This window comes from Blastococcus sp. TF02-8 (assembly GCF_003319175.1).
Classification (GTDB): Bacteria; Actinomycetota; Actinomycetes; order Mycobacteriales; family Geodermatophilaceae; genus Blastococcus.
This window is the reverse complement of sequence record NZ_QOHK01000003.1, coordinates 317,199-341,916: the sequence shown is the minus strand read 5'-3', so window position 1 is coordinate 341,916 and position 24,718 is coordinate 317,199. Positions and strand designations below refer to the sequence as shown.

Here is a 24,718-nt window from a genome sequence, read left to right as displayed (position 1 = left end):
GCTCACCGCGGCGGCAGCTGGGCCAGCTGCCGGCCCATCACGGCGCGCACCTCGGCGAGGGCCTCGTCGGCGGTCGGCGAGACCGCTGTCACCGCCACGCTGAAGACGCCGTGCCAGCACCAGGCGAAGGCTGCGGGGTCGGCCAGCCCCGCCTCCGGGACGGGGTCCTCGACCGTCAGCGCGCGGCAGCTCGCGGGCAGGTCGGGCGGGTCCTCGCTCAGCATGCCGCCGTAGAGCTCGGCGTCGTTGCGGGCGAGGTCCTCGGCGTAGGCCCGGGCTCCGTCCCGCCGCTCGAACTGGTCGACGAAGACACCGGTGATGGGGCCGGTCCCGTGGCCCCAGAACCGCTCCCAGCCGTGCAGGTACCCGTAGTCCTCCAGCACGGCTCGCTCCCGGGCCGGGTCGGCGGCGTACCCGGCGACGTCCTCCAGCGCCTTCGCGCCGGCCGGGGGCGTGACCTCGTCGTCGGGCAGCCGTGGAAGTCCCGAGGGCACCTCGGTGACCAGCAGCGCGCCGAGCTCCTCGGGGGTGACCGGTCGCGCCGACGCCGGGGCGGCCGTGGCCGCGCCGTCCACCACCTGGCCGCAGGCCGGCAGCGTCAGCGCGGCGGCGAGCGCGACGGGCAGCAGGGCGGCGGGCCGCCCCCTGGTCACCGTGCCGGCCGGGAGGCGCCGGCGAGGGCGCCGCTGACCAGTCGGTCGACGATCTCGGCGAAGTCGACGCCGCTCGCCGCCCACATGCGGGCGAACATCGAGATGGGCGTGAAACCGGGCATGGTGTTGACCTCGTTGATGACCAGCTGGTCGCGCCCGTCGGGACCGGTGGCCAGGAAGAAGTCCACCCGGGCCAGGCCCTCGCAGTCCAGGGCCAGGTAGGCCCGCCGGGCGGTCTCCTGGACCGCGGCGACCTGCTCGGGGGTGAGGTCGGCCGGGATGTCGAACTCGGCGGCGTCGTCGAGGTACTTGGCGGCGAAGTCGTACCAGTCCACCCCGGGGCGGAGCCGGATCTCGGCGGGGAGGCTGGCCTCGGGCAGGCCGGTCCCGCGCGCGGCGAGGACCCCGCACTCGATCTCCCGTCCGGGGATCGCCGCCTCGACGATCACCTTCGGGTCGACGGCCGCGGCCGCGGCGACCGCGGCCGGGAACTGCGCCCAGTCGGTGACCTTGGTGATGCCGATGCTGGAGCCGGCGCGGGCGGGCTTGACGAAGACCGGCAGACCGAGCCGCTCGCGCGCCGCGTCGTCCAGGACGGCCGGGTCGGGGCAGACCGCGCCGAAGGCGTCGCGGAGCACCACGTGGTCGCCCTGCGGAAGACCGGCGGCGGCCAGGAGCTTCTTGGTGAACTCCTTGTCCATCGAGGCGGCGCTGGCGAAGACCCCGGACCCGACGTAGGGCAGGCCGGTCATCTCCAGCAGGCCCTGGACGGTGCCGTCCTCGCCGTAGGTCCCGTGCAGGACCGGGAAGACGACGTCGACCTCGGTGAGGGCTCCGACGGCGGCGCCCGGGTCGAGGACGGCCAGCCCCCGAGACTGCGGGTCGCCCACGAGGGAGACCGCCGTCCCCCCGGTGACCTCGGGCAGGACGCCGTCGCTGATGGTGAGCGGCTGGCCCGGCTCGGGCAGGACCCAGCGCCCGTCCCGGGCGATGCCCACCGGCACCACCTCGTAGCGCTCCGGGTCCAGGGCGGCCATCACGGCCCCGCCGGAGACGCAGGAGATCGCGTGCTCCTCGCTGCGCCCGCCGAAGACGACCGCCACGCGCACCTTGCCTGCCTGTCCGCTCATCCCCGCGACCCTAACCGAGACCGCCCGAGGGGCCTCCGGGCGACGCCGGCCACCGTCGTCCCCACCCCCGGCGCACCGGTGTGGCAGCCTCGTCGCGTGCAGGATCAGGCAGCTCCCCCGGCGGAGACGTTCTCGCGGCGGCTCCGGCTGGCCGGTGCCGCCGTGCACCTCTACACCGCGAGCGGGTCGGTCCTGGCCCTGCTGATCGTCCTCGCCGCGCTCGACGGCGACGCGGTCACCGCGCTCTGGCTGGGGCTGGCGACGCTGTTCATCGACGGCACCGACGGCATGCTGGCCCGTCGCGCGCGGGTGAAGCAGACCATCCCCTGGTTCGACGGCGCGCGGATGGACGACATCGTCGACTACCTCACCTACGTGTTCGCGCCGGTGGTGCTGCTCTGGACCACCGACCGGCTGCCCGGCGGGGCCTTCGGCTGGGTGCTGGCGGCGCTGCCGCTGCTCGCGTCCTGCTACCAGTTCTGCCGGGTCGACGCGAAGACCGACGACCACTACTTCCTCGGCTTCCCGAGCTACTGGAACGTCGTCGCCTTCTACGCGATCGTGCTGGACGTCGGCACGACCGGGGTGGGCATCGCGCTGGCCGTCCTGACCGTGCTGGTGTTCGTCCCGGTCAAGTACGTCTACCCCTCGCGCACCAAGCTGCTGCGCAGCCTCAACCTGGGGCTGGCCGCCGTCTGGCTGGTCACCTACGCGGTCCTGCTGGTCCAGTACCCCGACCCGCAGCCGCTGGTCGTAGCGCTGAGCCTGGCCTACCTCGTCTACTACTTCGGCGTCAGCATCTGGCTCACCGTCGTCGGCAGCCGGAGGGCCTCAGCCGAGCGCGTCCAGCCCGCTGCGTAGGTCGGCCACCAGGTCGGCGGTGTCCTCGATCCCGCAGGACAGGCGGACGAACCCGGCCGGGACGTCGTCGCCGCCCCACTGCGCGCGCCGGTCGATCGTGCTGTGCACGCCGCCGAAGCTGGTCGCGGCGGCCCACAGCCGGGTGGCGCCCAGCAGGCGGGCGACCGCCGCCTCGTCGGCGAGCTCCAGGGACACCACCCCGTTCGGGCGCAGCATCTGCCGCGCCGCCCGGGCGAACGACGGGTCCTCCGGCCGCCACGGCCACCGCAGGTTCGTCACCGCCGGGTGCCCGTCGAGCAGCTCGACCACCGCGGCGGCGTTGGCGGCCTGACGCGCCAGCCGCAGGTCCAGGGTGCTCATCGACCGGTGCCCGAGCCAGGCCTCGAACGGGCCCGGCGTTGCTCCGGTGCGGTCCCGGAAGCCCTTGAGCCGCGCGTACAGCTGGTCGTCGGTGACGCTGACGTGCCCGAGCAGCAGGTCGCTGTGCCCGGTCAGCGCCTTCGTGTCGCTGCCGACGGTCATGTCCGCGCCCAGCGCCAGCGGGCGCTGTCCCAGCGGGGTCGCGGTCGTGTTGTCGACGGCGACGAGCGCACCGGCCGCGTGCGCGGCCTCGGCCACGAGGGCGATGTCGCAGACGTCGAGCTGCGGGTTGCTCGGCGTCTCCAGGAGCACCAACGAGGCACCGGCCAGGCCACCGGAGGAGGCGACCCGCTCGATGTCCGGCGTCGGCACGTACTGCGCGTCGACCCCGAACCGCGCGAGCTCCTCGGCGGCGAGCATGCGGGTGGCGTAGTAGCCGTCCGACGGGAGGACCACGCGGTCCCCGCTGCGGGCGCAGGCAAGCACCGCGGCGGTCAGCGCGGCCATGCCGGTGGCGAAGGAGAGCGCGCGCCCGCCGTCGAGCTCGCCCACCGCGTCCTCGAACACGCGCAGCGTCGGCTGCTCGGTGCGGGCGTAGGCGTCCGCGCCGTTGGTGCGGGGCGGCTGGTCGCCGAGGTGGAAGGGGGCGGCGAAGACCGGCGAGGGACGCAGCGGCGCCCCGGGGACCGAGGGGTCCTCGCCCGCCCGGACCGACCGGGTGCCGTCCCCGTAACCGCTCAGCTCGCCGTCCACCGTGCTCCGTCCGTCCGGGGCCGGCCGGTCACTCCGGCTTGGCCTCCCGCGACATCATCTCCCGGACCACCTTGGCCGGCGTCTCCCCCTCGTGGCAGACCCGGACGACGGCCTCGGTGATGGGCACGTCGACACCCTGCGCCCGCGCCAGGTCCAGCACCGATCGGCAGCTCTTCACGCCCTCGGCGGTCTGCCGGGTGCTCTGCTGCACCTCCTCCACCGTCATGCCGCGGCCGAGCTTCTCGCCGAAGGTGCGGTTCCGGGAGAGCGGCGAGCTGCAGGTGGCGACGAGGTCGCCGAGGCCGGCGAGCCCGGCGAAGGTGGTCAGCTCCGCCCCCAGCGCGATGCCCAGGCGGGCGGTCTCGGCCAGGCCGCGGGTGATCAGCGAGGCGCGGGTGTTGTCGCCGAACCCGAGCCCCTCGGCGATCCCGCAGGACAGCGCGATCACGTTCTTGACCGCGCCCCCCAGCTCGCAGCCGACGAGGTCCGGGTTCGTGTAGGGCCGGAAGTACGAGGTGTGGCAGGCCGCCTGCAGCTGGGCGGCGCGGTCGGCGTCGGGACAGGCGATCACCGTGGCCGCCGGCTGCTCCTCGGCGATCTCCCGGGCGAGGTTCGGCCCCGACAGCGCCGCCACCCGCTCGGGCCCGGCTCCGGTGATCTCCTGGATCACCTCGCTCATCCGCTTGGTGGTGCCGAGCTCGATGCCCTTCATCAGCGACAGCAACGTGGCGTCCGGCGGCAGCAGGTCCCGCCAGGCGGTGAGGTTGTCGCGCAGGGACTGCGAGGGCACGGCCAGCACCACGACGTCGGCGTCCAGCAGTGCCTCGGCCGGGTCCGAGGTGGCCCGCAGCCGCTCGGGCAGCCGCACCCCGGGCAGGTAGTCGGCGTTCTCGGCCTCGTCGGTGATGGCCTTCGCCAGCTCGGGTCGCCGGGCGTGCAGCACGACGTCGCAGCCGGCGTCGGCCAGCACCTTGGCGAACGTCGTCCCCCAGGAACCGGCGCCGAGGACGGCGGCCCGCGTCACGCCGCGCTCCCGTCGGCGCCCCGGGTCTCGCGGCGCGGGGCGGGGTGCACGACGAGGGGCGCGGGCTCGCCCCGGAGCTCGGCCAGCTGGGAACGGACCCGGGACATCAGCAACTCGGTCGTCTCCCGGAGCAGTGGTGCGTCGATGGGGCGGCCCGCGCGGACCTCGGCCCGCAGGGCGGTCAGGTCGACCGGCTCGCCGACGACGTAGTCCGCCGGGGTCCGGAAGCGCAGGTGGAGCTTCTTGGTGTGGTAGTCGTGCACCCGCTGCGGCCCCCACTGCGCGACCGGCAGGACGAGTGCGTCGGTGGTGAGCGCGAGGTGGGCCGCGCCGGTGCGCGCCTGCATGGGCCACCAGTCGGGGTCACGGGTCACCGAGCCCTCGGGGTACACCACGATCACGTTGCCCGCCCGCAGATCGGCCTCGGCGGCAGCGAGCGCCCCGCGGGCGGCGGTGGAGAACCGGGCCACGGGGATCTGCCCGGCGGCCCGCAGGATCGTGCCGGCCAGCCCCTTGAACACCGCTTCCTTGGCCAGGAAGTGCGGGATCCGACCCGCGTCGAACACCAGTCGCGCGCAGGCCAGCGGGTCGAGCACCGAGACGTGGTTGGCCACGAGGAGCACCGGACCGGTCGCGGGGATGCGCTCGGCACCGCGGTAGCGGAGCCGGAACAGCAGCGAGGCCACCGGGTAGACGACCACGATGCACAGCCACAGCGGGAAGGGGATGTGCCCCCGGCTGCGCCATCTCTCCACCGCCACCGGCCCCGCCTCCCTCTCCTGTGAGCCAGACCATGATCGACCTGCTCGTCCGCCCGTGGGCCACCGGGGGTCCTGCCGGTCCCCGGGAGCGGTGCGGGTGTGCTCACATTGTGGCCGTGGACAGCTGGTCGGTCGTGGTTCCGGCGAAGCGGCTCGCCGTGGCCAAGACCCGGCTGCAGCCGCTCACCGCCCTGCCCGGCGGGGACCACACCGCCCTGGTCCTGGCGCTGCTGGCCGACACGGTGGCGGCCGCCCTCGCCTGCCCCGCGGTCGGTTCGGTCGTCGTCGTCACCGACGAGCCCGCCGCCGCCGACCTGGTGCGCGGCCTCGGTGCGCGGACGGTGCCTGACGAGCCCGACCGCGGCCTCAACCCCGCTCTCGAGCACGGCGCGCGCGGTGCCGGCGAGGCCGTGGCCGCGCTCTCCTCCGACCTGCCCGCCCTGCGGCCGGCCGAGCTGGAGGCGGCGCTGGCTGCCGCGTCGACGGCGCCCCGCTGCTTCGTGGCCGACGCGCAGGGCACCGGCACGACGCTGCTGACCGCCGTCGGCACGCCGCTGCGGCCCCGCTTCGGGAACGGCTCGGCCGCGGCACACCGGGCCGACGGCGCCGTGCCGCTGCACGGCGACTGGCCCGGGTTGCTGCGCGACGTCGACACCGCCGAGGACCTCCGCGCCGCCCTCGCCCTGGGTCCCGGCCCGCGGACGACGGAGCTCCTGCGCGTCTGGTCGACGCTCGCCGTTCACCTGGGTGCGGCACGATGACCGGGTGGCCTCCGAGAGCGTGCCCCGGACCGACCGCTACCTGAACCGGGAGCTGTCCTGGCTGGACTTCAACTCCCGCGTGCTGGAGCTGGCCGAGGACGACGCGCTGCCCCTGCTCGAGCGGGTGAAGTACCTGGCGATCTTCGCCAGCAACCTCGACGAGTTCTTCATGGTGCGCATCGCCGGGCTGAAGCGCCGGCAGAGCACCGGGCTCACCGTCCGCTCGCCCGACGGGCTGACGATCCGCGAGCAGCTGGAGCGGGTCACCGCGCGCACCCAGGAGCTGGTCCAGCGGCACTCCGACGTCTTCAACGAGGACGTCCTCCCGCGGCTGGCGGACGCGGGCATCCGGATCGTCCGGTGGGACGAGCTGGAGGACGACGCGACCGTGCGGCTGCGCGAGTACTTCCGCGACCAGGTGTTCCCGGTGCTCACGCCGCTGGCCGTCGACCCGGCGCACCCGTTCCCCTACATCAGCGGGTTGTCGCTGAACCTGGCCGTGTCGGTGCGCGACCCCGAGACGGGGGCACCCCGCTTCGCGCGGCTCAAGGTGCCCAACAACGTGCCCCGCTTCGTGCAGGTGGGGAGGACCGACGACACGGCCACCTTCCTGCCGCTGGAGGACCTGATCGCCGCGCACCTCCCGCAGCTGTTCCCGGGCCTGGAGGTCATCGACCACCACCTGTTCCGGGTCACCCGCAACGCGGACCTCGAGGTGGAGGAGGACCGCGACGAGGACCTGCTGCAGGCCCTCGAACGGGAGCTGGCGCGCCGCCGGTTCGGGCCCGCGGTGCGCCTCGAGGTGGCCGATCCCATGGATCCGCGGATCCTCGAGGTCCTGGTGTCCGAGCTCGAGGTCTCTCCCGACGACGTCGTGCACGTGCCCGGGCTGCTCGACCTGGCCTCCCTCTGGGCGCTGTACGACCTCGACCGCCCGGAGCTCAAGGACGACCCCTTCGTGCCCGCCACCCATCCGCGGCTGAGCGAGGGCGAGACCCCGAAGAGCGTCTTCGCCACCCTGCGCGAGGGCGACGTGCTGGTCCACCACCCGTACCACTCGTTCGCCACGAGCGTGCAGCGCTTCATCGAGCAGGCGGCCGCCGACCCGAACGTGCTGGCGATCAAGCAGACGCTGTACCGGACCTCGGGCGACTCACCCATCGTCAACGCGCTCATCGAGGCGGCCGAGGCCGGCAAGCAGGTCGTCGTCCTCGTGGAGATCAAGGCCCGCTTCGACGAGGAGGCCAACATCAGCTGGGCCCGCTCGCTGGAGCGCGCCGGCTGCCACGTCGTCTACGGGCTGGTCGGGCTCAAGACCCACTGCAAGACCGCACTGGTGGTCCGACGGGAGCAGGGGGTGATCCGCCGCTACTGCCACATCGGCACGGGCAACTACAACCCGAAGACGGCGCGCATCTACGAGGACGTCGGCATCCTGACCGCCGACCCTCGGGTCGGTGCCGACCTCACCGACCTGTTCAACACGCTCACCGGCTACTCGCGGCAGACCAACTACCGGACGCTGATGGTGGCCCCGCACGGCATCCGCACGGGCCTGGTCGACAGGATCCGCCGCGAGGCCCGGCACGCCGCCGAGGGACGACCGGCCGGCATCCGGATCAAGGTGAACTCGCTGGTCGACGAGAAGATCATCGACGCCCTCTACGAGGCATCGCAGGCCGGCGTCCCGGTGGACCTGTTCGTGCGCGGCATCTGCGCGCTGCGCCCCGGGGTCCCCGGCCTGTCGGAGACCATCCGCGTGCGCTCGATCGTCGGCCGGTTCCTCGAGCACTCCCGGGTCATGTCGTTCCTCAACGGCGGGGAGGCCGAGTGGTGGATCGGCAGCGCCGACCTGATGCACCGCAACCTCGACCGGCGGGTGGAGGTGCTGCTGCGGGTGTGCGACGAGGCGGCCCGCACCCAGCTGCAGGAGACCCTCGAGCCGGCCCTCGCCCCCGGTGTCCGCTGCTGGGAGCTGCGCAGCGACGGGTGCTGGGAACGACTCGAGGGCCGCGACTACCAGGCCGAGCTGCTGCACCGGATCCATGAGCTCACGAGCTGAGGCGCGCACCGTCGTCGCCGCGGGCGGTGCGGTGTGGCGGCCGACCGGCGACGGCGGCATCGAGACCGCGGTCGTGCACCGCCCGCGCTACGACGACTGGTCGCTACCCAAGGGCAAGCTCGACCCGGGAGAGCACTCGCTGACCGCGGCGGTCCGCGAGGTCGCCGAGGAGACGGGGCTGACCGCGGTCGCCGGGCGCCGCAGCGTGACCAGCCGGTACCGGGTGCCCGAGGGCGACAAGCGGGTCGACTACTGGCTGATGCGGGTCACCGGCGGCGAGTTCGCACCCAACGAGGAGGTCGACGAGCTGCGCTGGCTGTCCCCCGGCGACGCGGCAGCGCTGTGCACGCACGACGCCGACCGCCAGGTGCTGGCCGACCTGGCGCGCACCGATCTGCCGCGGGAGCCGTCGCTGGTCCTGGTCCGGCACGGCAAGGCCGGGAGCAGCGACGCCTGGAGCGGTCCCGACGACGTCCGCCCGCTCACCCCCGCCGGGGAGGAGCAGTCCCGGCAGCTCGCCCGGGTGCTCCCGCTGTTCGGACCCACGACGGTGGCGACCGCCACCCCGCTGCGGTGCCGGCAGACGGTCACCCCGCTCGCCGAGCACCTGGGGCTGGACGTCGAGGAGCTGGTCGAGTTCGGCGAGCCGGAGTTCGGCGGCGATCCCCACCGCGCGCTGGAGACGACCCTGCGGCTGCTGGAGGGCCCGGGCGTCACCGTCGTCTGCAGCCAGGGCGGCACCATCCCGACCGTGCTCGCCGCGCTCGGCGTGCACGGCCACGGCGTCCCCGGTCTGCACCCGCCCGCGGCCAAGGGCAGCGTATGGGTGCTCGGCGGGCGCCCGGGCGGGCTGTCGGCCGACTACTACCGCGACCTCGGCCCGGACCCGGACGCCCCGTGACTCACCGGGCGGGCAGCGCCGTGGGCAGCCACGAGGGCCGCTTCGCCTCGTAGGCCTCGATGTCGTCGAGGTGCCGCTCGGTGAGCCCCACGTCGTCCAGCCCCTCGAGCAGCCGCCAGCGCACGTAGTCGTCGATCTCGAACGGCACGACCGTGTCCCCGTAGGAGACCGCCTTCGCCTGCAGGTCGACGGTCACCGGCGTCGTCGGGTCGGCCTCGATCGCGGTCCAGAGCTTCTCCACCTCGGCCTGCGGGAGGACGACGGTGAGCAGCCCCGACTTGGTCGAGTTGTTGCGGAAGATGTCGGCGAACCGCGAGCTGATGACGACGCGGAACCCGCCGTCGAGCAGCGCCCAGTTGGCGTGCTCGCGCGAGGAGCCGGTGCCGAAGTCGGGGCCGGCCACGAGGATCGAGGCGTCGGCGTACTGCGGCTGGTTGAGCACGAAGTCGGGCTCGTTGGTGCGCCAGGCGATGAACAGGCCGTCCTCGAACCCGGTGCGGGTGATCCGCTTCAGGTACTCCGCGGGGATGATCTGGTCGGTGTCGACGGCGCTACGGCGCAGGGGCGCGGCGGTGCCGGTGTGCGTGGTGAAGGCGTCCATGGCGGTCAGGCTCCGATCAGATCGGCAGGGGCGGTCAGCTTGCCGGTGAGCGCGGTGGCGGCCGCCACCGACGGCGACACCAGGTGGGTGCGCCCGCCCTTGCCCTGCCGGCCCTGGAAGTTGCGGTTGCTGGTGGAGGCCGACCGCTCGCCCGGCTTGAGCTGGTCCGGGTTCATGCCCAGGCACATGGAGCAGCCCGCGCCGCGCCACTCGGCGCCGGCCTCGAGGAAGACCTTGTCCAGCCCCTCCGCCTCGGCCTGCGCCTTGACGCCCACCGAGCCGGGGACGACGAGCATCCGGGTGCTCGGGTCGATCTTCCTGCCGCGCAGGAGGTCCGCGGCGACCCGCAGGTCCTCGATGCGCCCGTTGGTGCAGGAACCGAGGAAGACGGTGTCGACCTCGATCTCGCGCAGCGGGGTGCCGGCGGTCAGCCCCATGTAGGCCAGCGCCTGCTCGGCGGCCCGCCGCTCGCCCTCGTCGGCGAAGTCGGCCGGGTCGGGCACGACGCCGTCGATCGGCAGGCCCTGCCCGGGGTTGGTGCCCCAGGTGACGAACGGGGTCAGCGTCGAGGCGTCGAGCACGACCTCCGCGTCGAAGACCGCCCCCTCGTCGGTGCGCAGCGTCGACCAGTACTCGACGGCGGCGTCCCAGTCCGCGCCCTGCGGCGCGTGCGGGCGGCCCTGGAGGAAGTCGAAGGTCGTCCGGTCCGGCGCGATGAGCCCGGCCTTGGCGCCGGCCTCGATCGACATGTTGCAGATCGTCATGCGCGCCTCCATGGACAGCGCCTCGATCGCGCTGCCCCGGTACTCGATGACGTGCCCGGCGGCGCCGTTGGTGCCGATCTGGGCGATGACGGCCAGGATGATGTCCTTCGCGGACACCCCGGGGGCCAGCTCGCCGTCGACGGTGACCGACATCTGCTTCGGCTTGTACTGCGGCAACGTCTGGGTGGCCAGCACGTGCTCGACCTCGCTGGTGCCGATGCCGAAGGCCAGCGCGCCGAAGGCGCCGTGGGTGGAGGTGTGGCTGTCACCGCAGACGATCGTCATGCCGGGCTGGGTGAGGCCCAGCTGCGGGCCGATCACGTGCACGATGCCCTGGTCGCGGTCGCCCATCGGCGCCAGCCGGATGCCGAACTCCTTCGCGTTCCTCCGCAGCGCGTCGACCTGGGCGCGGCTGATCGGGTCGGCGATGGGCTTGAGGATGTCCAGTGTCGGGACGTTGTGGTCCTCGGTCGCCATGGTGAGCTCCGGGTGGCGAACCGTGCGGCCGGCCGCCCGGAGACCGTCGAAGGCCTGCGGGCTGGTCACCTCGTGCACCAGGTGCAGGTCGATGTAGAGCAGGTCGGGCTCGCCCGCGGTGCTGCGCACCACGTGGGCCTCGTAGACCTTCTCTGCCAGGGTCTTCGGCACGGTTCGTCCTCTCGCCGGGTCATCCGTCCGGGGATCGGGGTAGCGATCTCACAGGATGGGATGCAAGTATTGCTGTGTGGGACAGCCTAACCCGGTCGCGGTTCTGGACAAAGCGGTGTCGATCCTCCATGCCGTGGCGCAGGAGCCGGCGACCCTCGCCGAGCTCGTCACGCGCACCGGTCTGCCACGTGCCACGGCCCACCGGCTGGCCGTCGCGCTGGAGGGCCACCGCCTCGTCCGGCGCACCGACGGGGGCAGCTGGGCCCCCGGGCCCGCACTCGCCGAGCTCGGCCGCGGCACCGCCGACATCGGCGAGATCGCCGGCCGGCACCTGGTGACCCTGCGGGACGCGACCGGTGAGAGCGCCCAGTTCTACGTGCGCGACGGCGCCACCCGCGTCTGCGTCGCGGCCGCCGAGCGCACCAGCGGCCTGCGCGACACCGTCCCCGTCGGCGCCCGGCTGCCCATGACGGCGGGCTCGGCGGCACACGCGCTGCTGGCGTTCATGCCGGCCGACGAGGTGACCCGGCTGCTGCCCTCGGCGAGCTTCACCGCCCGGACCCTGCTCGACGTCCGCCGCCGCGGGTGGGCGCACAGCGTGGCCGAGCGCGAGGCCGGCGTGGCCTCCCTGTCCGCCCCGGTGCGGGACCAGACCGGAGCGGTCCTCGGGGCCGTCTCCATCTCCGGGCCGGTCGAGCGACTGGGCCGGCGGCCGGGCGCGGAGGTCGTCGGTGCCGTCCTCGACGCCGCGGCCGCCATCTCCCGCGCCGCCCGCTGACAGGTCAGACTGCACCTCGTGACCATCGCGCAGACCTCGAACAGCCGGGCCCGCGTCGCCGACCCCGGTGAGGGCATCGGGCTGGACGAGCTGGCCCTGGCGACCCGCAACCACGGCCTGCCGCTGGAGGCGCTGCGCTACGACGTCACCCCGCCCGGGCTCCACTACGTGCTGACCCACTTCGACATCCCGGCCACCGATGCCCACTCCTGGCAGCTGGAGATCGGCGGCGCCGTCGACCGGCCGACCACCCTCTCCCTGGCCGACCTGATGCGCCGCCCGGCCGTCACCTCCCGGGTCCTCCTCGAGTGCGCCGGCAACGGGCGGGCCCGCTTCGAGCCCCGCCCGGTGAGCCAGCCCTGGCTGCTGGAGGCGGTCGGCACCGCGGAGTGGACCGGCACGCCGCTGGCCCCCCTGCTCACCGAGGCCGGCCTCTCCCCCGACGCCGTCGACGTCGCCTTCACCGGGGCCGACCACGGCGTCGAACGGGGGGTCGAGCAGGACTACGCCCGCGGTCTGCCGGTGCCCGAGGCCCTCCGCCCGGAGGTCCTGCTGGTCTGGGGCATGAACGGGATGCCGCTGCTCCCGCAGCACGGTGCGCCGCTACGGCTCGTCGTCCCCGGCTGGTACGGGATGGCGCACGTCAAGTGGCTCTCCCGCATCGAGGTCCTGACCGAGCGCTTCACCGGCTACCAGAACGCGACCGCCTACCGGCTGAAGGTCGACGCCGACGACCCGGGCGAGCCGGTCACCCGGATCCGCCCGCGTGCGCTGATGGCCCCGCCCGGCTGGCCGGACTTCATGACCCGCGAGCGGTTCCTCCGTCCCGGACCGGTGTCCCTGACCGGACGCGCGTGGTCCGGGCGCGCAGCTCTCACGGGGGTCGAGGTCAGCACCGACGGCGGCCTTTCCTGGGCGCAGGCGGACCTGGCCCCGGCCGACCCGGCGCACCCGTACGCCTGGCGTGCGTGGACCTACGACTGGACGGCGACGACGGGCGCCTGCGAGCTGCTCGTGCGGGCCACCGACGAGCTGGGCGGCCAGCCGGTCGAGCAGGAGTGGAACCGGCAGGGCATGGCCAACAACCTCGTGCAGCGGGTGCCGGTGACCGTACTGCCCTGAGCGCCGCTCCTAGGCCGAGCCGTCGTCGGTGCCCTCGCCCGGCTCGTGGGTGGGCTCCACGACGATCGGCCGCAGCCGCGTCCAGAGGAAGAAGGCCAGGGCGACGACGACCATCACCAGGCCCGACCAGAGGTTGGCGTGCACGTCGCCGGTCTTCTCCCGGTCGGCGGCGCTCTCGCCGAACAGGCCGACGAGCACCAGCACGACCCCGTAGAAGCCGATCAGGCCGGCGATGACGTTGCGGACGTCGAACGCGCCGGCCGCGTGCTGCCGACCGGAGGGCTGCCGTGCGGGCGTGCTCATCGAGGGCTCCTGGCTCATCGGAAGATCACGTTCAGGACGACGACCATGACCAGCGAGATGCCGGCGAGCTTGGTCGGTGACTGGTACCAGGGCAGCCGGTGCGCGTCCGGGTCGGTGCGCTGCTCCCGGGGGGTCTCGCTGTAGACCAGCCCGGCCAGCTCGTGCACGGGCTTCGGCCGGGTCACCGTCGTCACCGCGACGCTCACCAGGATGTCGACGACGAACGCCGCGCTGGCGGCCACGAAGCTCGCACCCTGCCCGCTGAGCGGGAGCGCACCGGTGGAGGCCGCACCGAGCGCGTCCTCGCTGAGCACCGCGACGACGACGGCGGCGAGGGTGCCCGAGACCAGACCGGTCCAGCCGGCGGTCGCCGTCATCCGCTTCCAGAACATGCCCAGGATGAACGTGGCGAACAGCGGCGCGTTGAAGAAGCCGAACAGGGTCTGCAGGTAGTCCATCAGGTTGCTGTAGCCCGACGCGATCAGCGCCGTCCCGATGGCGACGACGGTCGCGCCGACCGTAGCCCACCGCCCGACGGCGAGGTAGTAGCCGTCGGGCCGGTCCTTCTTCACGTACTGCTGCCACAGGTCGTAGCTGAAGACCGTGTTGAAGGCGGAGATGTTGGCCGCCATGCCGGCCATGAACGCGGCGAGCAGACCGGCGATGGCCACGCCGAGCAGGCCGTTGGGCAGCACGTCGCGGATGAGGCCCAGCATCGAGTCGTTGTAGTCCAGCCCGCTCTCCTGGCCCTGCTTGAGCTTGGAGATCTCCGGCACCAGGACGCCGGCGATGATGCCCGGGACCACGACCACGAACGGGACGAACATCTTCGGGAAGGACCCGATGATCGGGGTGGCGCGGGCCGCCGACATCGACTTGGTCGCCATCGCCCGCTGCACCTCGACGAAGTTCGTCGTCCAGTAGCCGAACGACAGCACGAAGCCCAGGCCGAACACGATGCCGATCACCGACCACACCGGGCTGTCGAACGTGGAGAGCTCGGTGCCGGGCCACGAGGTCAGCTGCTCGCCGTTGCCGGACTCGCGCACCTTGTCGATGAGCCCGCCGACGCCCCCGACCCGGTGCAGGCCGATGAGCGTGAGCGGGGTGAGGGCGGCGACGATGACGAAGAACTGCAGGACCTCGTTGTAGATCGCTGCCGAGAGCCCACCGAGCGTGATGTAGCTGAGGACGACGGCAGCGGCCACGATCAGCGAGAGCCACAGCGGCCAGCCGAGCAGCGCCTCGACGATGCTGGCCAGCAGGAACAGGTTGATCCCGGCGATCAGCACCTGCGCGACGGCGAAGCTGACCGCGTTCACCAGGTGCGCGCCGGTGCCGAACCGGCGGCGCATGAACTCGGGGACGCTCCGGACCTTCGACCCGTAGTAGAACGGCATCATCACGACGCCGAGGAAGAGCATCGCGGGAACGGCGCCGACCCAGAAGTAGTGCATCGTCGGCATGCCGTACTGGGCGCCGTTGGCCGACATGCCGATGATCTCGACCGCGCCGAGGTTGGCCGAGATGAACGCCAGACCGGTGACCCAGGCCGGCAGCGACCGGCCGGACAGGAAGAAGTCCAGGCTGTCGGAGACCCGGCGCCGGGCCGCGGCGCCGATCAGCAGGACGACGGCGAAGTAGACGACGACCAGGAGGTAGTCGACCCAGTTGGCGTCGAGGCGCAGATCGCCCACGCGTGCCTCCGGAATCTCGGGGTGGATGGTTCAGCTGAGCCGACGGGCCCCCGGTGACGGCACGGCGAGGGAGGTCCGGGGCGCGCTGTACCCCTCTTCCCGGAATCGACGCGTGATCACCTCGGTCACCCGATCGACGGACGCGTCCTCGACCAGCACGATCGCGCTCCCGCCGAACCCGCCGCCCACCATGCGGGCTCCCTCGGCTCCGGCCTCCAGCGCGGCCGCGACGCAGGTGTCCAGCTCGACCGTGGAGATCTGGAAGTCGTCGCGCAGCGAGGCGTGGCCGGCGGTCAGCACCGGCCCCACCGCCCGGGGGTCCCCGGTGTCCCGCAGCAGCCGGACGACCTCCAGCACGCGGGCGTCCTCGGTGACCACGTGGCGGGCTCGGCGCAGCAGCACCGAGCCCTCGCCGGTGCCGTCGTCCAGCGGGGCGAGCGCGGCCACGTCGGGCACGTCGCGCAGCGCCGGCACGTCCAGCCGCTCCGCGGCCCGTTCGCACTCCCGCCGCCGGTCGCCGTAGCCACCGGTGGCGTGGCTGTGCGTCGTGCCGGTGTCGACCACGAGGAGGACCAGCCCGGCGGCCGCCAGGTCCAGCGGTACCTGCTCGCTGCTGCGGTCGCGGGTGTCGAGGAACAGGGCGTGCCCCGCGGTGCACAGCAGGGAGGCGGACTGGTCGAGGATCCCGGTGGGGGCGCCGACGAAGTCGTTCTCGGCGGCCCGGGCGACGTCGACCAGGTCCGCGGTCGTCAGCTGGGGTGCCGCGAGGTCGCGCAGGGCCAGGGCCACCGAGCACGACAGTGCCGCCGACGACGACAGGCCCATCCCGGCGGGTACGTCGCCGTCGACGAGCACGCTCACGCCACCGGGCACGCGCTCGCGCAGCTCGGCGACGACGCCCGCGGGGTAGCCGGCCCAGCCGTCGGGCGTCCCGGGCGACAGGTCGGCCAGGTCGAGCTCCACCCGCTGCCCGGGGTGCTGGACGGAGGCCAGGGCGACCCGCCCGTCGGTCCGGCGGGCCACCGCCGCCCGGGTGGTCTGCCCCAGGGCCACCGGCAGGACGAAGCCCTCGTTGTAGTCGGTGTGCTCCCCGATCACGTTGACCCGGCCGGGCGCGGCCCAGACACCCTCGGGCTCCCCGTCGAAGGCGGCCGCGAAGGCCGCCCGTGCCGATGCCTCCAGCTCGGCGTCGGTGGTCACCACGTGACGGCCCGCAGCTGCTCCGCGACGTCCTCGGGATCGGTGTCGCTGATGAATGCGCCCATGCCGGACTCCGAGCCGGCGAGGTACTTCAGCTTGCCGGGGGCTCGCCGGAAGCTGAACAGCTGCAGGTGCAGCCACCAGTCCTCCCGCCCGCGGCGCACCGGCGCCTGGTTCCAGGCGGCGATGTAGTTCATCGGCTCGTCGAAGCGGTGCGCGAACCGGCCGAGGGCATCGCCGAACAGCTCCGCCAGGGCATCCCGCTCCTCGGCGTCGAGACCCGGCAGGTCGGGCACCCGCCGGTGCGGGACGAGCTGGAGCTCGTACGGCCAGCGCGCAGCAGCGGGCACGAAGGCCGTCCAGTGCTCGTTGGCGGCGACCACCCTCGGGCCGCTGCGCTCCGCGGCGACGACCTCCGCGAACAGGTCCCCGCCGGTCTGCGCCCGGTGCCGCTCGACGGAGGCCAGCAGCCGCTGCGCACGGGCCGGGAGGAAGGAGTACGCGTAGACCTGCCCGTGCGGGTGGGAGAGGGTCACCCCGATCTCCTCGCCGTGGTTCTCGAAGGGGAAGACGTACTCGATGCCCTCGATCGCCGACAGGGCCTCGGTGCGGTCGGCCCAGACATCGACCAGCAGCCGCAACCGCGCGGGGTCGAGATCGGCCGGCGCGCGATCGTGGTCACTGGTGAAGACGACGACCTCGCAGCGGCCGAAACCCGGCCGCTGCTCCGCGTGCGGGGAGCCGGGCGCCGCCGGCGGCACATCGGGGTCGACGCCCGTGGCCAGCGACGGGAACCGGTTCTCGAAGACGACGATCTGGTACTCGGCGTCGGGCACCTCGGTGGGCGGCCGCCCCGGGCGGGTGGGGCACAGCGGGCACTGGTCGGCCGGTGGCAGGAAGGTCCGTGACTGCCGATGGGAGGCGTAGGCGACCCACTCCCCGAGCAACGCGTCCCAGCGCAGCCGGGAGTGGGTGCTGACCGGTGGGAGGTCGCGGGTGTCCACGGCGTCGTGACGAGCCCGGGAGCCGTCGGCGTCGTAGTAGACGATCTCGCGCCCGTCGGCCAGCCGACGGGTCGTCCGGATCACGTCGCCGACCGCCCTTCCCGCCGGCCCCATCGTGCGGGGCGGCAGGTCGACGCTAACCCGGCTGGTGATCATGGGCCACCGGAGACGGCGAGAGCCCCCGACCGGGTGGTCGGGGGCTCTCGATCGCGTAGCCCCGAAGGGATTCGAACCCTCGCTACCGCCGTGAGAGGGCGGCGTCCTGGGCCGCTAGACGACGGGGCCGGACAGCCACCATTCTGCCATGCCGCCCCAGGGCCCCCGCACGGGGGCCGGGCGGCCGGGAAAGGCGAGAGCCCCCGACCGGGTGGTCGGGGGCTCTCGATCGCGTAGCCCCGAAGGGATTCGAACCCTCGCTACCGCCGTGAGAGGGCGGCGTCCTGGGCCGCTAGACGACGGGGCCGTGCTGGTGGTGCAAGAGGAACCAGGCTTCCTCGCTGGGGTACCAGGACTCGAACCTAGACTAACGGAACCAGAAACCGTCGGGCTGCCAATTACCCCATACCCCATGGGTGAGCACCTCGCGGCGCCGGAGAGAACTGTACCTGACGCCGTCCGGGCCGGTCGCACCACCCCCCGCTCGGCGGGTCAGGCCGCCGGCACCGGCTCCGGCAGGAACGGGCCCCGCAGGTCCTGGGCCGCCGTCCGGGTCTCCGGCCGTGCCCGGCGCCGCCGTCGGGCGACCAGCGCCACGTAGGCCGCGGTGCCGGCCAGGCCGAGGAGCAGCGGCAGCGGGCTCGCCCCCTCCGGGAGGGACTGGTCGGCCACGCCTCCGCCCAGCAGCGCGGCGAGCACGAACACGACGACGTTGTTCACCGCGTGCAGCACGATCGCGGCCTCCAGCCCACCGGTCAGCCACACGACCGCCGAGGCGGCGAGGGCGAAGGCGAAGCGGTCCAGGAAGGTCACCGGGTCGGGCGGGAGGTGCGCCAGCGAGAACAGGGCTCCGGTGACCACGGCCGCCACCACCGCACCCACTGCCGGGGTGCGGATCCACCCGGCGATCGCCTGGCTGAGGTAGCCGCGGAAGAGGTACTCCTCGGCCGCCGACTGCAGCGGCGTGGTGAGCAGGACGACCGCCAGCAGCCAGCCCCAGTCCTCCACCGGCCCCTCGATGTCGCCGTCGCCCGCCACGACGTCGAGGAGGACCGCCAGGCCGATGGCCACGCCCAGCGACAGCAGCGCGAGGACGCTGAATCGCGGGAGCAACCGCCAGCGCAGCCGCGCCAGCACCGAGGAGGACCAGCCCGGGCTCATGCCGTGCGCCACGACCCACGCCAGCCAGACGACGGGGATGCCGACGATCAGGGTCAGGTTGGTGACCAGGAGGACGCCGGGGTCGGCGAGGTCGCCCATGGTGAGGTCCGGGCTGACGCCGGTGAGGATGCCCACCACGCCGACCACGGCACCCGCGACGGCGAAGACCACCCCCAGCAGCAGCAGTCCGAGCACCGGCCGCCACCACCCCCAGTCACGGGCCCGCATCGCGTGCAGGAACGGCTGGGGCACGTCGTGCGGAGGTGTGCCCGGAGGCGGCGCCCAGGCCACCTGCGGCGCCCCACCCGAGGGCCACGGGGGCGCCCAGGGCGGGATCGCCTGCACCGTGGGCCACGGTGCAGGCGGCGGCTGGTCGGGTCCGGGGCGCAGGAACGGTGGCGGACCCGCGTAGGACTCCCCCGGCCCGGCGCCGGCGCCCGGCACGCTCATCCCGCCGTCGCCACCTCGCGGGCGGCGGCCAGCCGGGCGAGCGTGCGCTCCCGGCCGAGCAGCTCCATGGACTCGTACAGGGGTGGGGAGACGGTGCGACCACTGACCGCCACCCGGACCGGTCCGAACGCCTGCCGCGGCTTGATGCCCAGGCCCTCGACCAGCGCGTCCTTGAGCGCCTGCTCGATGGCGGGGGTGCTCCAGTCGGCCAGCTCGCCCAGCGCCGTCGTGGCGGCGTCGAGCACCTGCACCGCGGAGTCACCGGCCAGCTGCTTCTCGGCGGCGGTGGGTTCGATCTCCACGTCGTCGACGAACAGGAAGCGCAGCAGGCCCACGGCCTCCGACAGCACGACCATCCGCTCCTGGGCCAGGGGCGCGATCGCCCGCAGCACGCGGTCCTGCTCGGCGGTCGGCGGGTCGGCGAGCAGCCCCTCGGCGGCCAGGTAGGGAGTCACCCGGTCGACGAACTCCTCGACCGGGAGGGCGCGCAGGTGCGTGGCGTTGATCGCCTCGGCCTTCTTCAGGTCGAAGCGCGCCGGGTTCGGGCTCACCCGGGTGACGTCGAAGGCCGCGGTCATCTCCTCCATCGAGAAGATGTCGCGGTCCTCTGCGATCGACCACCCGAGCAGGGCCAGGTAGTTGGCGAACCCCTCGGGCAGGAACCCGCGGTCGCGGTACACGTCCAGGTTGGACTGCGGATCGCGCTTGGACAGCTTCTTGCTGCCCTCGCCGGTCACGTAGGGCAGGTGGCCGAACCGCGGGGTGCCCTGCGCGACGCCGATGTCGGTGAGTGCGGCGTAGAGCGCGAGCTGGCGCGGGGTCGAGGGCAGCAGGTCCTCGCCGCGGAGCACGTCGGTGATGCGCATGAGCGCGTCGTCGACCGGGTTGACGAACGGGTAGAGCGGGGCGCCGTTGCCGCGCACCAGCACGAAGTCGGGCACCGACCCGGCCGCGAAGCGGATCTCGCCGCGCACGAGGTCGGTCCAGACCAGGTCCTCGTCCGGCATCTTCAGCCGCAGCACGGGCTGGCGGCCCTCGTCGCGGAAGGCCGCCTTCTGGGCGTCGGTGAGGAACCGGTCGTGGTTGTCGTACCCGAGCTTGGGGTCCTGCCCGGCCGCCCGGCGGCGGGCGTCGACCTCCTCGTTCGTCGAGAAGGACTCGTAGGCGTGGCCGGCCTCGAGCAGCTTGGCCGCCACCTCGCGGTAGATCTCGGAGCGCTCGGACTGCCGGTACGGGCCGTGCGGACCGCCGACCTCGGGGCCCTCGTCCCACTCCAGGCCCATCCAGCGCAGGCAGTCGAGCAGGTGGCGGTAGGACTCCTCGGAGTCGCGCGCGGCGTCGGTGTCCTCGATGCGGAAGACGAACGTGCCGCCCGAGTGCCGGGCGTGCGCCCAGTTGAACAGCGCCGTGCGCATCAGGCCGACGTGCACCGTGCCGGTCGGCGAGGGGCAGAACCGGGTGCGGACCTCGCCCGTCATCGGGCCGCGCCCGCGGTGGAGATGCCCTCGGCGTCGGCCACGCTGTTGGTCAGCGTGCCCAGGCCCTGGATCGCGCACTCCACCTGCTGCCCCGCGCGGATCGGGCCCACGCCCGAGGGCGTGCCGGTGAGGACGACGTCGCCGGGCAGCAGCGTCATCACGCGCGAGATGTAGGAGATCAGCGTCGGGATGCCGAACAGCAGCTGGCTGGTGCGGCCGTGCTGGCGGCGCTCGCCGTCGACGCTGCAGGTGACCTCGAGGTCCGAGGCATCCAGGCCGAGGCCCGGCAGGTCGGTCTCGATCCACGGGCCGAGCGGGCAAAAGGAGTCGAAGCCCTTGGCGCGGGTCCACTGCCCGTCGCTCTTCTGCATGTCGCGCTCGGTGACGTCGTTGCCGATCGTGTAGCCGAAGACGCTGGACAGGGCCTGCTCGGGCGTGACGTTGCGGGCGCCGCGCGCGCCGATGACGACCGCCAGCTCCGCCTCGTGGTGCACGTTGGTGCTGCCCGGCGGGATGCGGATCGCGTCACCGGGACCGATGACGGACGTCGACGGCTTGAGGAAGAGCAGCGGCTCCTTCGGGGCGTCGCCGGTGTTCATCTCCTTCACGTGGTCGGCGTAGTTCTTCCCGACGCACACCACCTTGCTCGGCAGGATCGGCGAGAGCAGCCGGATGTCGGCCTGCGCGAAGCGCGTGCCGGTGAAGGAGATCTGGCCGAAGGGATGGCCCTCGATCTGGGCGACCTGGCCGTCCCCGTCGAGGACGCCGAAGGACATGCCCTGCTGGGAGGCGAAACGGACGATGCGCACACGGCGAGGTTAGTCGCGCCCCTCCTGGCCTACCGTGCGCCCATGGCCTGCAAGCTCAGCGAGCTCGTCGTCGACAGCCGCGACCCCGAGGCGCTCGCCGCCTTCTGGGCCGCCGTCCTGGACTACCGCGTGCTCGGCCGCGAGGCCGACGGCTCGGTGGAGATCGGGCCCGAGGCCGGCTTCGGCGGCGCGGCGCCCACCCTGGTCTTCGGCCCGGTCGCCGATCCGACGCCCGGGAAGCTGCGCCTGCACATCGACGTCAACCCCACCGACCGCGACCAGGACGCCGAGCTCGAGCGGCTGCTCTCCCTGGGTGCCCGCCCGGCGGACGTCGGACAGACCGGCGACGAGGGCTGGCACGTGCTGCAGGACCCCGAGGGCAACGAGTTCTGCCTGCTGAGGCGCCGGCTGGAGCCCTGACCGGGCCCGTGAACGCGGTGTCGTCCGGAGGACGACAATGTCGTCGTGATCCTCATCGTGGTGAAGATGCCCGTCCGCCCCGAGCGCGCCGACGAGTGGGCCGGCCTGGCCGCCGACTACGCCCGCGCGGTGAACGCCGAGGAGGGCTCGCTGTTCTTCGAGTGGTCGAGGAGCGTCGAGGAGCCCGACACCTGGGTGTGCATCGAAGGGTTCCGCGACTCCGACGCCGGTGCCGCGCACGTGGGCACCGACGCCTTCAAGCAGTTCGTGGACAAGGCCCCGGACCTGGTCTCCGCGCAGCCGCAGATCATCTACGTCGACTCGCCCGAGGTCCCCGGCTGGGGCCCGATGGGCGAGATCCAGCCCCGCTGAGCGCCGTCCCGAGCCGGTCGGGACGGCCGTTCCTGCTCCTGTCCACGCGCTCGGAGGACGAGGCCGCGGAGCAGGAGTACGCGTCGTTCCTCCGGTTCGGCGGGCTGTCCCCGGAACGGCTGCACCGCGTCCGCCTGGAGACCGGCCCGCTGCCGGACCTGGATCCGGGTGCCTTCGCCGGGATCCTGCTGGGCGGCAGCCCCTTCAACTCCAGCGACCCGGCCGAGGAGAAGTCGGCGGTGCAGCTGCGGGTGGAACGCGAGCTGGGTGCGCTGCTCGACGAGGTGGTCGCCCGCGACCTCCCCTTCCTCGGCGCCTGCTACGGCATCGGCACGCTCGGCACGCACCAGGGCGGCGTCGTCGACCGCACCTACGGGGAGCCGGTGTCCGCGGTCGAGGTGACGCTCAGCGACGAAGGCCGGAACGACCCGCTCCTGGCCGGGCTCCCGGGAACCTTCGAGGCCTTCGTGGGGCACAAGGAGGCCTGCCGGGTCCTGCCGCCGGGAGCGGTGCTCCTGGCCTCGTCGGCGACCTGCCCGGTGCAGATGTTCCGCGTGCGGCGGAACGTCTACGCCACCCAGTTCCACCCGGAGCTCGACGTCGACGGGCTGGTCGCCCGGGTGCGGATCTACCAGCACGCCGGCTACTTCCCGCCCGAGGAGATGGAACAGGTGATCTCGCTCGTGTCCTCGGCCCGGGTCGGCGCACCCTCACGGGTGCTGGCCAACTTCGTCCGCCGTTACGGCTGAGCCGGGCGGCGCACCACGGCGTAGGTGAGCGCGTCGACCAGCGCGTGCCACGACGCCTCGACGACGTTGTCGTGGACGCCCACCGTCGTCCACTCCCCCACCCCGTCGGTCGTGTCGATCAGCACCCGTGTGGTGGCGCTGGTGCCGCTGCGCCAGCCGAGGATGCGGACCTTGTAGTCGGCCAGCGAGACCTCGGCCAGCTGGGGGTGGCGGCCCACCAGCGCCTGGCGCAGGGCGTTGTCCAGCGCGTTGACCGGGCCGTTGCCCTCGCCGGTGCTGATGACGCGCTCCGTCGTCCCGTCCGGGTTGGGCAGGTGCACCTTCACGGTCGCCTCGCTGACCACGACGCCGTTGCCCCAGTGCTCGACGGAGGTCTTGTAGCTCTCCAGCCGGAACAGCGGGGCCGGGGCGTCGGGCAGCTGGGCGCGCAGGAGCAGCTCGAAGGAGGCGTCGGCTGCCTCGAAGGACCATCCGTCGGCCTCGAGGACCTTCACCTGGTCGACCACCCGGCCGATCGCGTCGGACTGACCGGTCAGGTCGACGCCGAGCTCGCGCCCCTTCAGCTCGACCGAGGCCCGTCCCGCCATCTCGGTGACCAGGATGCGCATGTCGTTGCCGACGACGGCGGGGTCGAGGTGGTTGTACAGCTCGGGGCTGACCTTGATGGCGCTGGCGTGCAGGCCCGCCTTGTGCGCGAACGCCGAGGCACCCACGTAGGGCTGGTGGTCGTCGGGCGCGATGTTGGCCAGCTCGGCGATGGCGTGGCTGACCCGCTGCAGTTCGGGCAGGCACTCGTCGGGCACCGCGGGGATGCCCATCTTGGTGACCAGGTTGGCGATCAGCACGAAGGTGTCGGCGTTCCCGGCCCGCTCGCCGTAGCCGTTCGCCGTCCCCTGCACGTGCGTGACCCCGGCCTCGACCGCGGCCAGGGTGTTGGCGACCGCGCAGCCCGTGTCGTCCTGGCAGTGGATGCCGAGCTGCCCGCTGGTGCGCGACCGGACGTCGGCGACCACCCGGCCCACACCCATCGGCAGCATGCCGCCGTTGGTGTCGCACAGGACGCCGACCTCCGCGCCGGCCGCGAACGCCGTCTCCAGCACCTGCACGCCGTAGCCGGGATCGGCGGCGTACCCGTCGAAGAAGTGCTCGCAGTCGACGAAGACCCGGCGGCCGTGACCGACCAGGAAGGCGACCGTGTCGGCCACCATCGCCAGGTTCTCCTCCGGGGTGGTGCGCAGCGCGTCGTGCACGTGGCGGACGTCGGACTTGGCGACCAGGCAGACGACCGGCGTCTCGGCGTCCAGCAGCGCCCGGACCTGGGCGTCGTCCTCCACCCGGATGCCGGCCTTGCGCGTCGCGCCGAAGGCGACGAGCTGGGCGTGCCGCAGCTTGAGCTCGGTGCGGGCACGGGAGAAGAACTCGGTGTCCTTGGGCAGGGCTCCCGGCCAGCCGCCCTCGATGAAGCCGACGCCGATCTCGTCCAGCAGCCGCGCGACCGCGAGCTTGTCCGCGACCGAGTAGCTGATGCCCTCGCGCTGGGCGCCGTCGCGCAGCGTGGTGTCGAAGACGTGGAACTCGGTCACGAGGTGCTCCTCGGGTCGGGTGGTCGACGGTCCCGGAAAACAAAAAGACCCCCCGGGTACGGGAGGTCTGCGCGCAGTCGGGAGGGACTGCGCGCTAGGCGATGGTGATCGTGCTGGTGGTGCTCATCGCCGACGAGTAAAGCACGGTCCGCAGCGT

At 73.3% G+C, this 24,718-nt stretch carries 24 protein-coding genes and 3 tRNA genes; 9 read left to right on the top strand and 18 right to left on the bottom strand.

What is annotated here, in order from left to right; translation table 11 throughout:
* Positions 1-2: 2 nt before the first annotated feature.
* Positions 3-653: a hypothetical protein gene (locus DQ237_RS08655; RefSeq protein WP_113799167.1), complete on the bottom strand. Its 651-nt coding sequence runs from the start codon at positions 651-653 to the stop codon at positions 3-5.
* Positions 650-1,783, bottom strand: a complete 1,134-nt coding sequence (locus DQ237_RS08650) for a D-alanine--D-alanine ligase family protein (RefSeq protein ID WP_113799165.1) — start codon at positions 1,781-1,783, stop codon at positions 650-652. Before DQ237_RS08650 ends, DQ237_RS08655 begins: the two co-directional genes overlap by 4 nt.
* A gap of 96 nt (positions 1,784-1,879) precedes the next feature.
* Between DQ237_RS08650 and DQ237_RS08645 the strand changes: the two genes are divergently transcribed.
* Positions 1,880-2,644, top strand: coding sequence for a phosphatidylcholine/phosphatidylserine synthase (locus DQ237_RS08645; protein ID WP_113799163.1), 765 nt, complete (start codon positions 1,880-1,882; stop codon positions 2,642-2,644).
* Here DQ237_RS08645 and DQ237_RS08640 read toward each other — a convergent pair.
* The 3 genes from DQ237_RS08640 to DQ237_RS08630 are packed head-to-tail and all read right to left on the bottom strand — an operon-like array spanning position 2,615 to position 5,542.
* Entirely contained in the window at positions 2,615-3,757 is a 1,143-nt protein-coding gene (locus DQ237_RS08640; RefSeq protein ID WP_113799161.1) for a cystathionine gamma-lyase, read from the bottom strand. The two genes, DQ237_RS08645 and DQ237_RS08640, sit on opposite strands and share 30 nt — an antisense overlap.
* 28 nt (positions 3,758-3,785) lie before the next feature.
* The gene (locus tag DQ237_RS08635; protein ID WP_113799159.1) at positions 3,786-4,781 is read right to left on the bottom strand and encodes an NAD(P)H-dependent glycerol-3-phosphate dehydrogenase; all 996 of its coding nucleotides are present in this window, start codon (positions 4,779-4,781) and stop codon (positions 3,786-3,788) included.
* A complete protein-coding gene (locus DQ237_RS08630) occupies positions 4,778-5,542 on the bottom strand; it encodes a 1-acyl-sn-glycerol-3-phosphate acyltransferase (RefSeq protein WP_113799157.1) in 765 nt (254 codons plus the stop codon). The genes DQ237_RS08635 and DQ237_RS08630 overlap by 4 nt, the downstream gene beginning before the upstream one ends.
* 116 nt (positions 5,543-5,658) lie before the next feature.
* Here DQ237_RS08630 and cofC point away from each other — a divergent pair, with 116 nt between their 5' ends.
* From cofC to DQ237_RS08615, 3 genes are read left to right on the top strand one after another with little or no spacing between them, the layout of a single operon-like run.
* Positions 5,659-6,303, top strand: coding sequence for a 2-phospho-L-lactate guanylyltransferase (gene cofC, locus DQ237_RS08625; protein WP_205730124.1), 645 nt, complete (start codon positions 5,659-5,661; stop codon positions 6,301-6,303).
* Positions 6,304-6,307: 4 nt separating this feature from the next.
* Positions 6,308-8,365, top strand: a complete 2,058-nt coding sequence (locus tag DQ237_RS08620; RefSeq protein ID WP_240619507.1) for an RNA degradosome polyphosphate kinase — start codon at positions 6,308-6,310, stop codon at positions 8,363-8,365.
* Positions 8,349-9,266: a bifunctional NUDIX hydrolase/histidine phosphatase family protein gene (locus tag DQ237_RS08615; RefSeq protein WP_113799151.1), complete on the top strand. Its 918-nt coding sequence runs from the start codon at positions 8,349-8,351 to the stop codon at positions 9,264-9,266. The genes DQ237_RS08620 and DQ237_RS08615 overlap by 17 nt, the downstream gene beginning before the upstream one ends.
* Before the next feature lies 1 nt (position 9,267).
* On the opposite strand, the gene leuD is transcribed toward DQ237_RS08615, so the two are convergent.
* Both leuD and leuC read right to left on the bottom strand, forming a co-directional pair.
* Positions 9,268-9,867: a 3-isopropylmalate dehydratase small subunit gene (gene leuD, locus DQ237_RS08610; RefSeq protein ID WP_113799149.1), complete on the bottom strand. Its 600-nt coding sequence runs from the start codon at positions 9,865-9,867 to the stop codon at positions 9,268-9,270.
* A 5-nt stretch (positions 9,868-9,872) separates the two neighbouring features.
* Positions 9,873-11,279, bottom strand: a complete 1,407-nt coding sequence (gene leuC, locus DQ237_RS08605; RefSeq protein WP_113799147.1) for a 3-isopropylmalate dehydratase large subunit — start codon at positions 11,277-11,279, stop codon at positions 9,873-9,875.
* Positions 11,280-11,355: 76 nt separating this feature from the next.
* Between leuC and DQ237_RS08600 the strand changes: the two genes are divergently transcribed.
* Together DQ237_RS08600 and DQ237_RS08595 are read left to right on the top strand one after the other, a co-directional pair.
* Entirely contained in the window at positions 11,356-12,057 is a 702-nt protein-coding gene (locus DQ237_RS08600; RefSeq protein ID WP_205730123.1) for an IclR family transcriptional regulator, read from the top strand.
* Between the two features lie 18 nt (positions 12,058-12,075).
* The gene (locus tag DQ237_RS08595; protein WP_113799143.1) at positions 12,076-13,179 is read left to right on the top strand and encodes a sulfite oxidase; all 1,104 of its coding nucleotides are present in this window, start codon (positions 12,076-12,078) and stop codon (positions 13,177-13,179) included.
* A 9-nt stretch (positions 13,180-13,188) separates the two neighbouring features.
* Here the strand turns inward: DQ237_RS08595 and DQ237_RS08590 are convergent, their stop codons facing one another.
* From DQ237_RS08590 to DQ237_RS08545, 10 genes are all read right to left on the bottom strand, one after another.
* Positions 13,189-13,482: a hypothetical protein gene (locus tag DQ237_RS08590; protein ID WP_205730122.1), complete on the bottom strand. Its 294-nt coding sequence runs from the start codon at positions 13,480-13,482 to the stop codon at positions 13,189-13,191.
* Positions 13,483-13,496: 14 nt separating this feature from the next.
* A complete protein-coding gene (locus tag DQ237_RS08585; RefSeq protein WP_240619505.1) occupies positions 13,497-15,179 on the bottom strand; it encodes a sodium:solute symporter family protein in 1,683 nt (560 codons plus the stop codon).
* 30 nt (positions 15,180-15,209) lie between these two features.
* Entirely contained in the window at positions 15,210-16,379 is a 1,170-nt protein-coding gene (galK, locus tag DQ237_RS08580) for a galactokinase (protein WP_240619504.1), read from the bottom strand.
* A complete protein-coding gene (gene galT / locus DQ237_RS08575) occupies positions 16,376-17,467 on the bottom strand; it encodes a galactose-1-phosphate uridylyltransferase (RefSeq protein WP_113799137.1) in 1,092 nt (363 codons plus the stop codon). The genes galK and galT overlap by 4 nt, the downstream gene beginning before the upstream one ends.
* A 128-nt stretch (positions 17,468-17,595) precedes the next feature.
* Positions 17,596-17,668, bottom strand: a tRNA-Glu gene (locus DQ237_RS08570).
* 105 nt (positions 17,669-17,773) lie between these two features.
* Positions 17,774-17,846: transfer RNA gene (locus DQ237_RS08565), tRNA-Glu, on the bottom strand.
* A 34-nt stretch (positions 17,847-17,880) separates the two neighbouring features.
* Positions 17,881-17,952 (bottom strand) — tRNA-Gln (locus DQ237_RS08560).
* Positions 17,953-18,031: 79 nt separating this feature from the next.
* Positions 18,032-19,150 carry a CPBP family intramembrane glutamic endopeptidase gene (locus DQ237_RS08555; RefSeq protein WP_147251766.1) on the bottom strand — a complete coding sequence of 373 codons (1,119 nt, stop codon included), beginning with the start codon at positions 19,148-19,150 and terminating at the stop codon, positions 18,032-18,034.
* Positions 19,147-20,628, bottom strand: coding sequence for a glutamate--tRNA ligase (gene gltX, locus DQ237_RS08550; RefSeq protein WP_113799133.1), 1,482 nt, complete (start codon positions 20,626-20,628; stop codon positions 19,147-19,149). Before gltX ends, DQ237_RS08555 begins: the two co-directional genes overlap by 4 nt.
* Positions 20,625-21,437, bottom strand: coding sequence for a fumarylacetoacetate hydrolase family protein (locus DQ237_RS08545; protein WP_113799131.1), 813 nt, complete (start codon positions 21,435-21,437; stop codon positions 20,625-20,627). The genes gltX and DQ237_RS08545 overlap by 4 nt, the downstream gene beginning before the upstream one ends.
* A 42-nt stretch (positions 21,438-21,479) precedes the next feature.
* Here DQ237_RS08545 and DQ237_RS08540 point away from each other — a divergent pair, with 42 nt between their 5' ends.
* From DQ237_RS08540 to DQ237_RS08530, 3 genes are read left to right on the top strand one after another with little or no spacing between them, the layout of a single operon-like run.
* Positions 21,480-21,857, top strand: coding sequence for a VOC family protein (locus DQ237_RS08540; RefSeq protein WP_113799129.1), 378 nt, complete (start codon positions 21,480-21,482; stop codon positions 21,855-21,857).
* A 45-nt stretch (positions 21,858-21,902) separates the two neighbouring features.
* On the top strand, positions 21,903-22,229 hold the full coding sequence (locus DQ237_RS08535) for a putative quinol monooxygenase (RefSeq protein WP_166509547.1): 327 nt from the start codon (positions 21,903-21,905) through the stop codon (positions 22,227-22,229).
* The gene (locus DQ237_RS08530) at positions 22,196-22,978 is read left to right on the top strand and encodes a glutamine amidotransferase (protein WP_240619523.1); all 783 of its coding nucleotides are present in this window, start codon (positions 22,196-22,198) and stop codon (positions 22,976-22,978) included. Before DQ237_RS08535 ends, DQ237_RS08530 begins: the two co-directional genes overlap by 34 nt.
* Here the strand turns inward: DQ237_RS08530 and cimA are convergent.
* Entirely contained in the window at positions 22,969-24,561 is a 1,593-nt protein-coding gene (gene cimA, locus DQ237_RS08525) for a citramalate synthase (RefSeq protein WP_113799127.1), read from the bottom strand. The genes DQ237_RS08530 and cimA overlap by 10 nt on opposite strands.
* Positions 24,562-24,718: the final 157 nt, after the last annotated feature.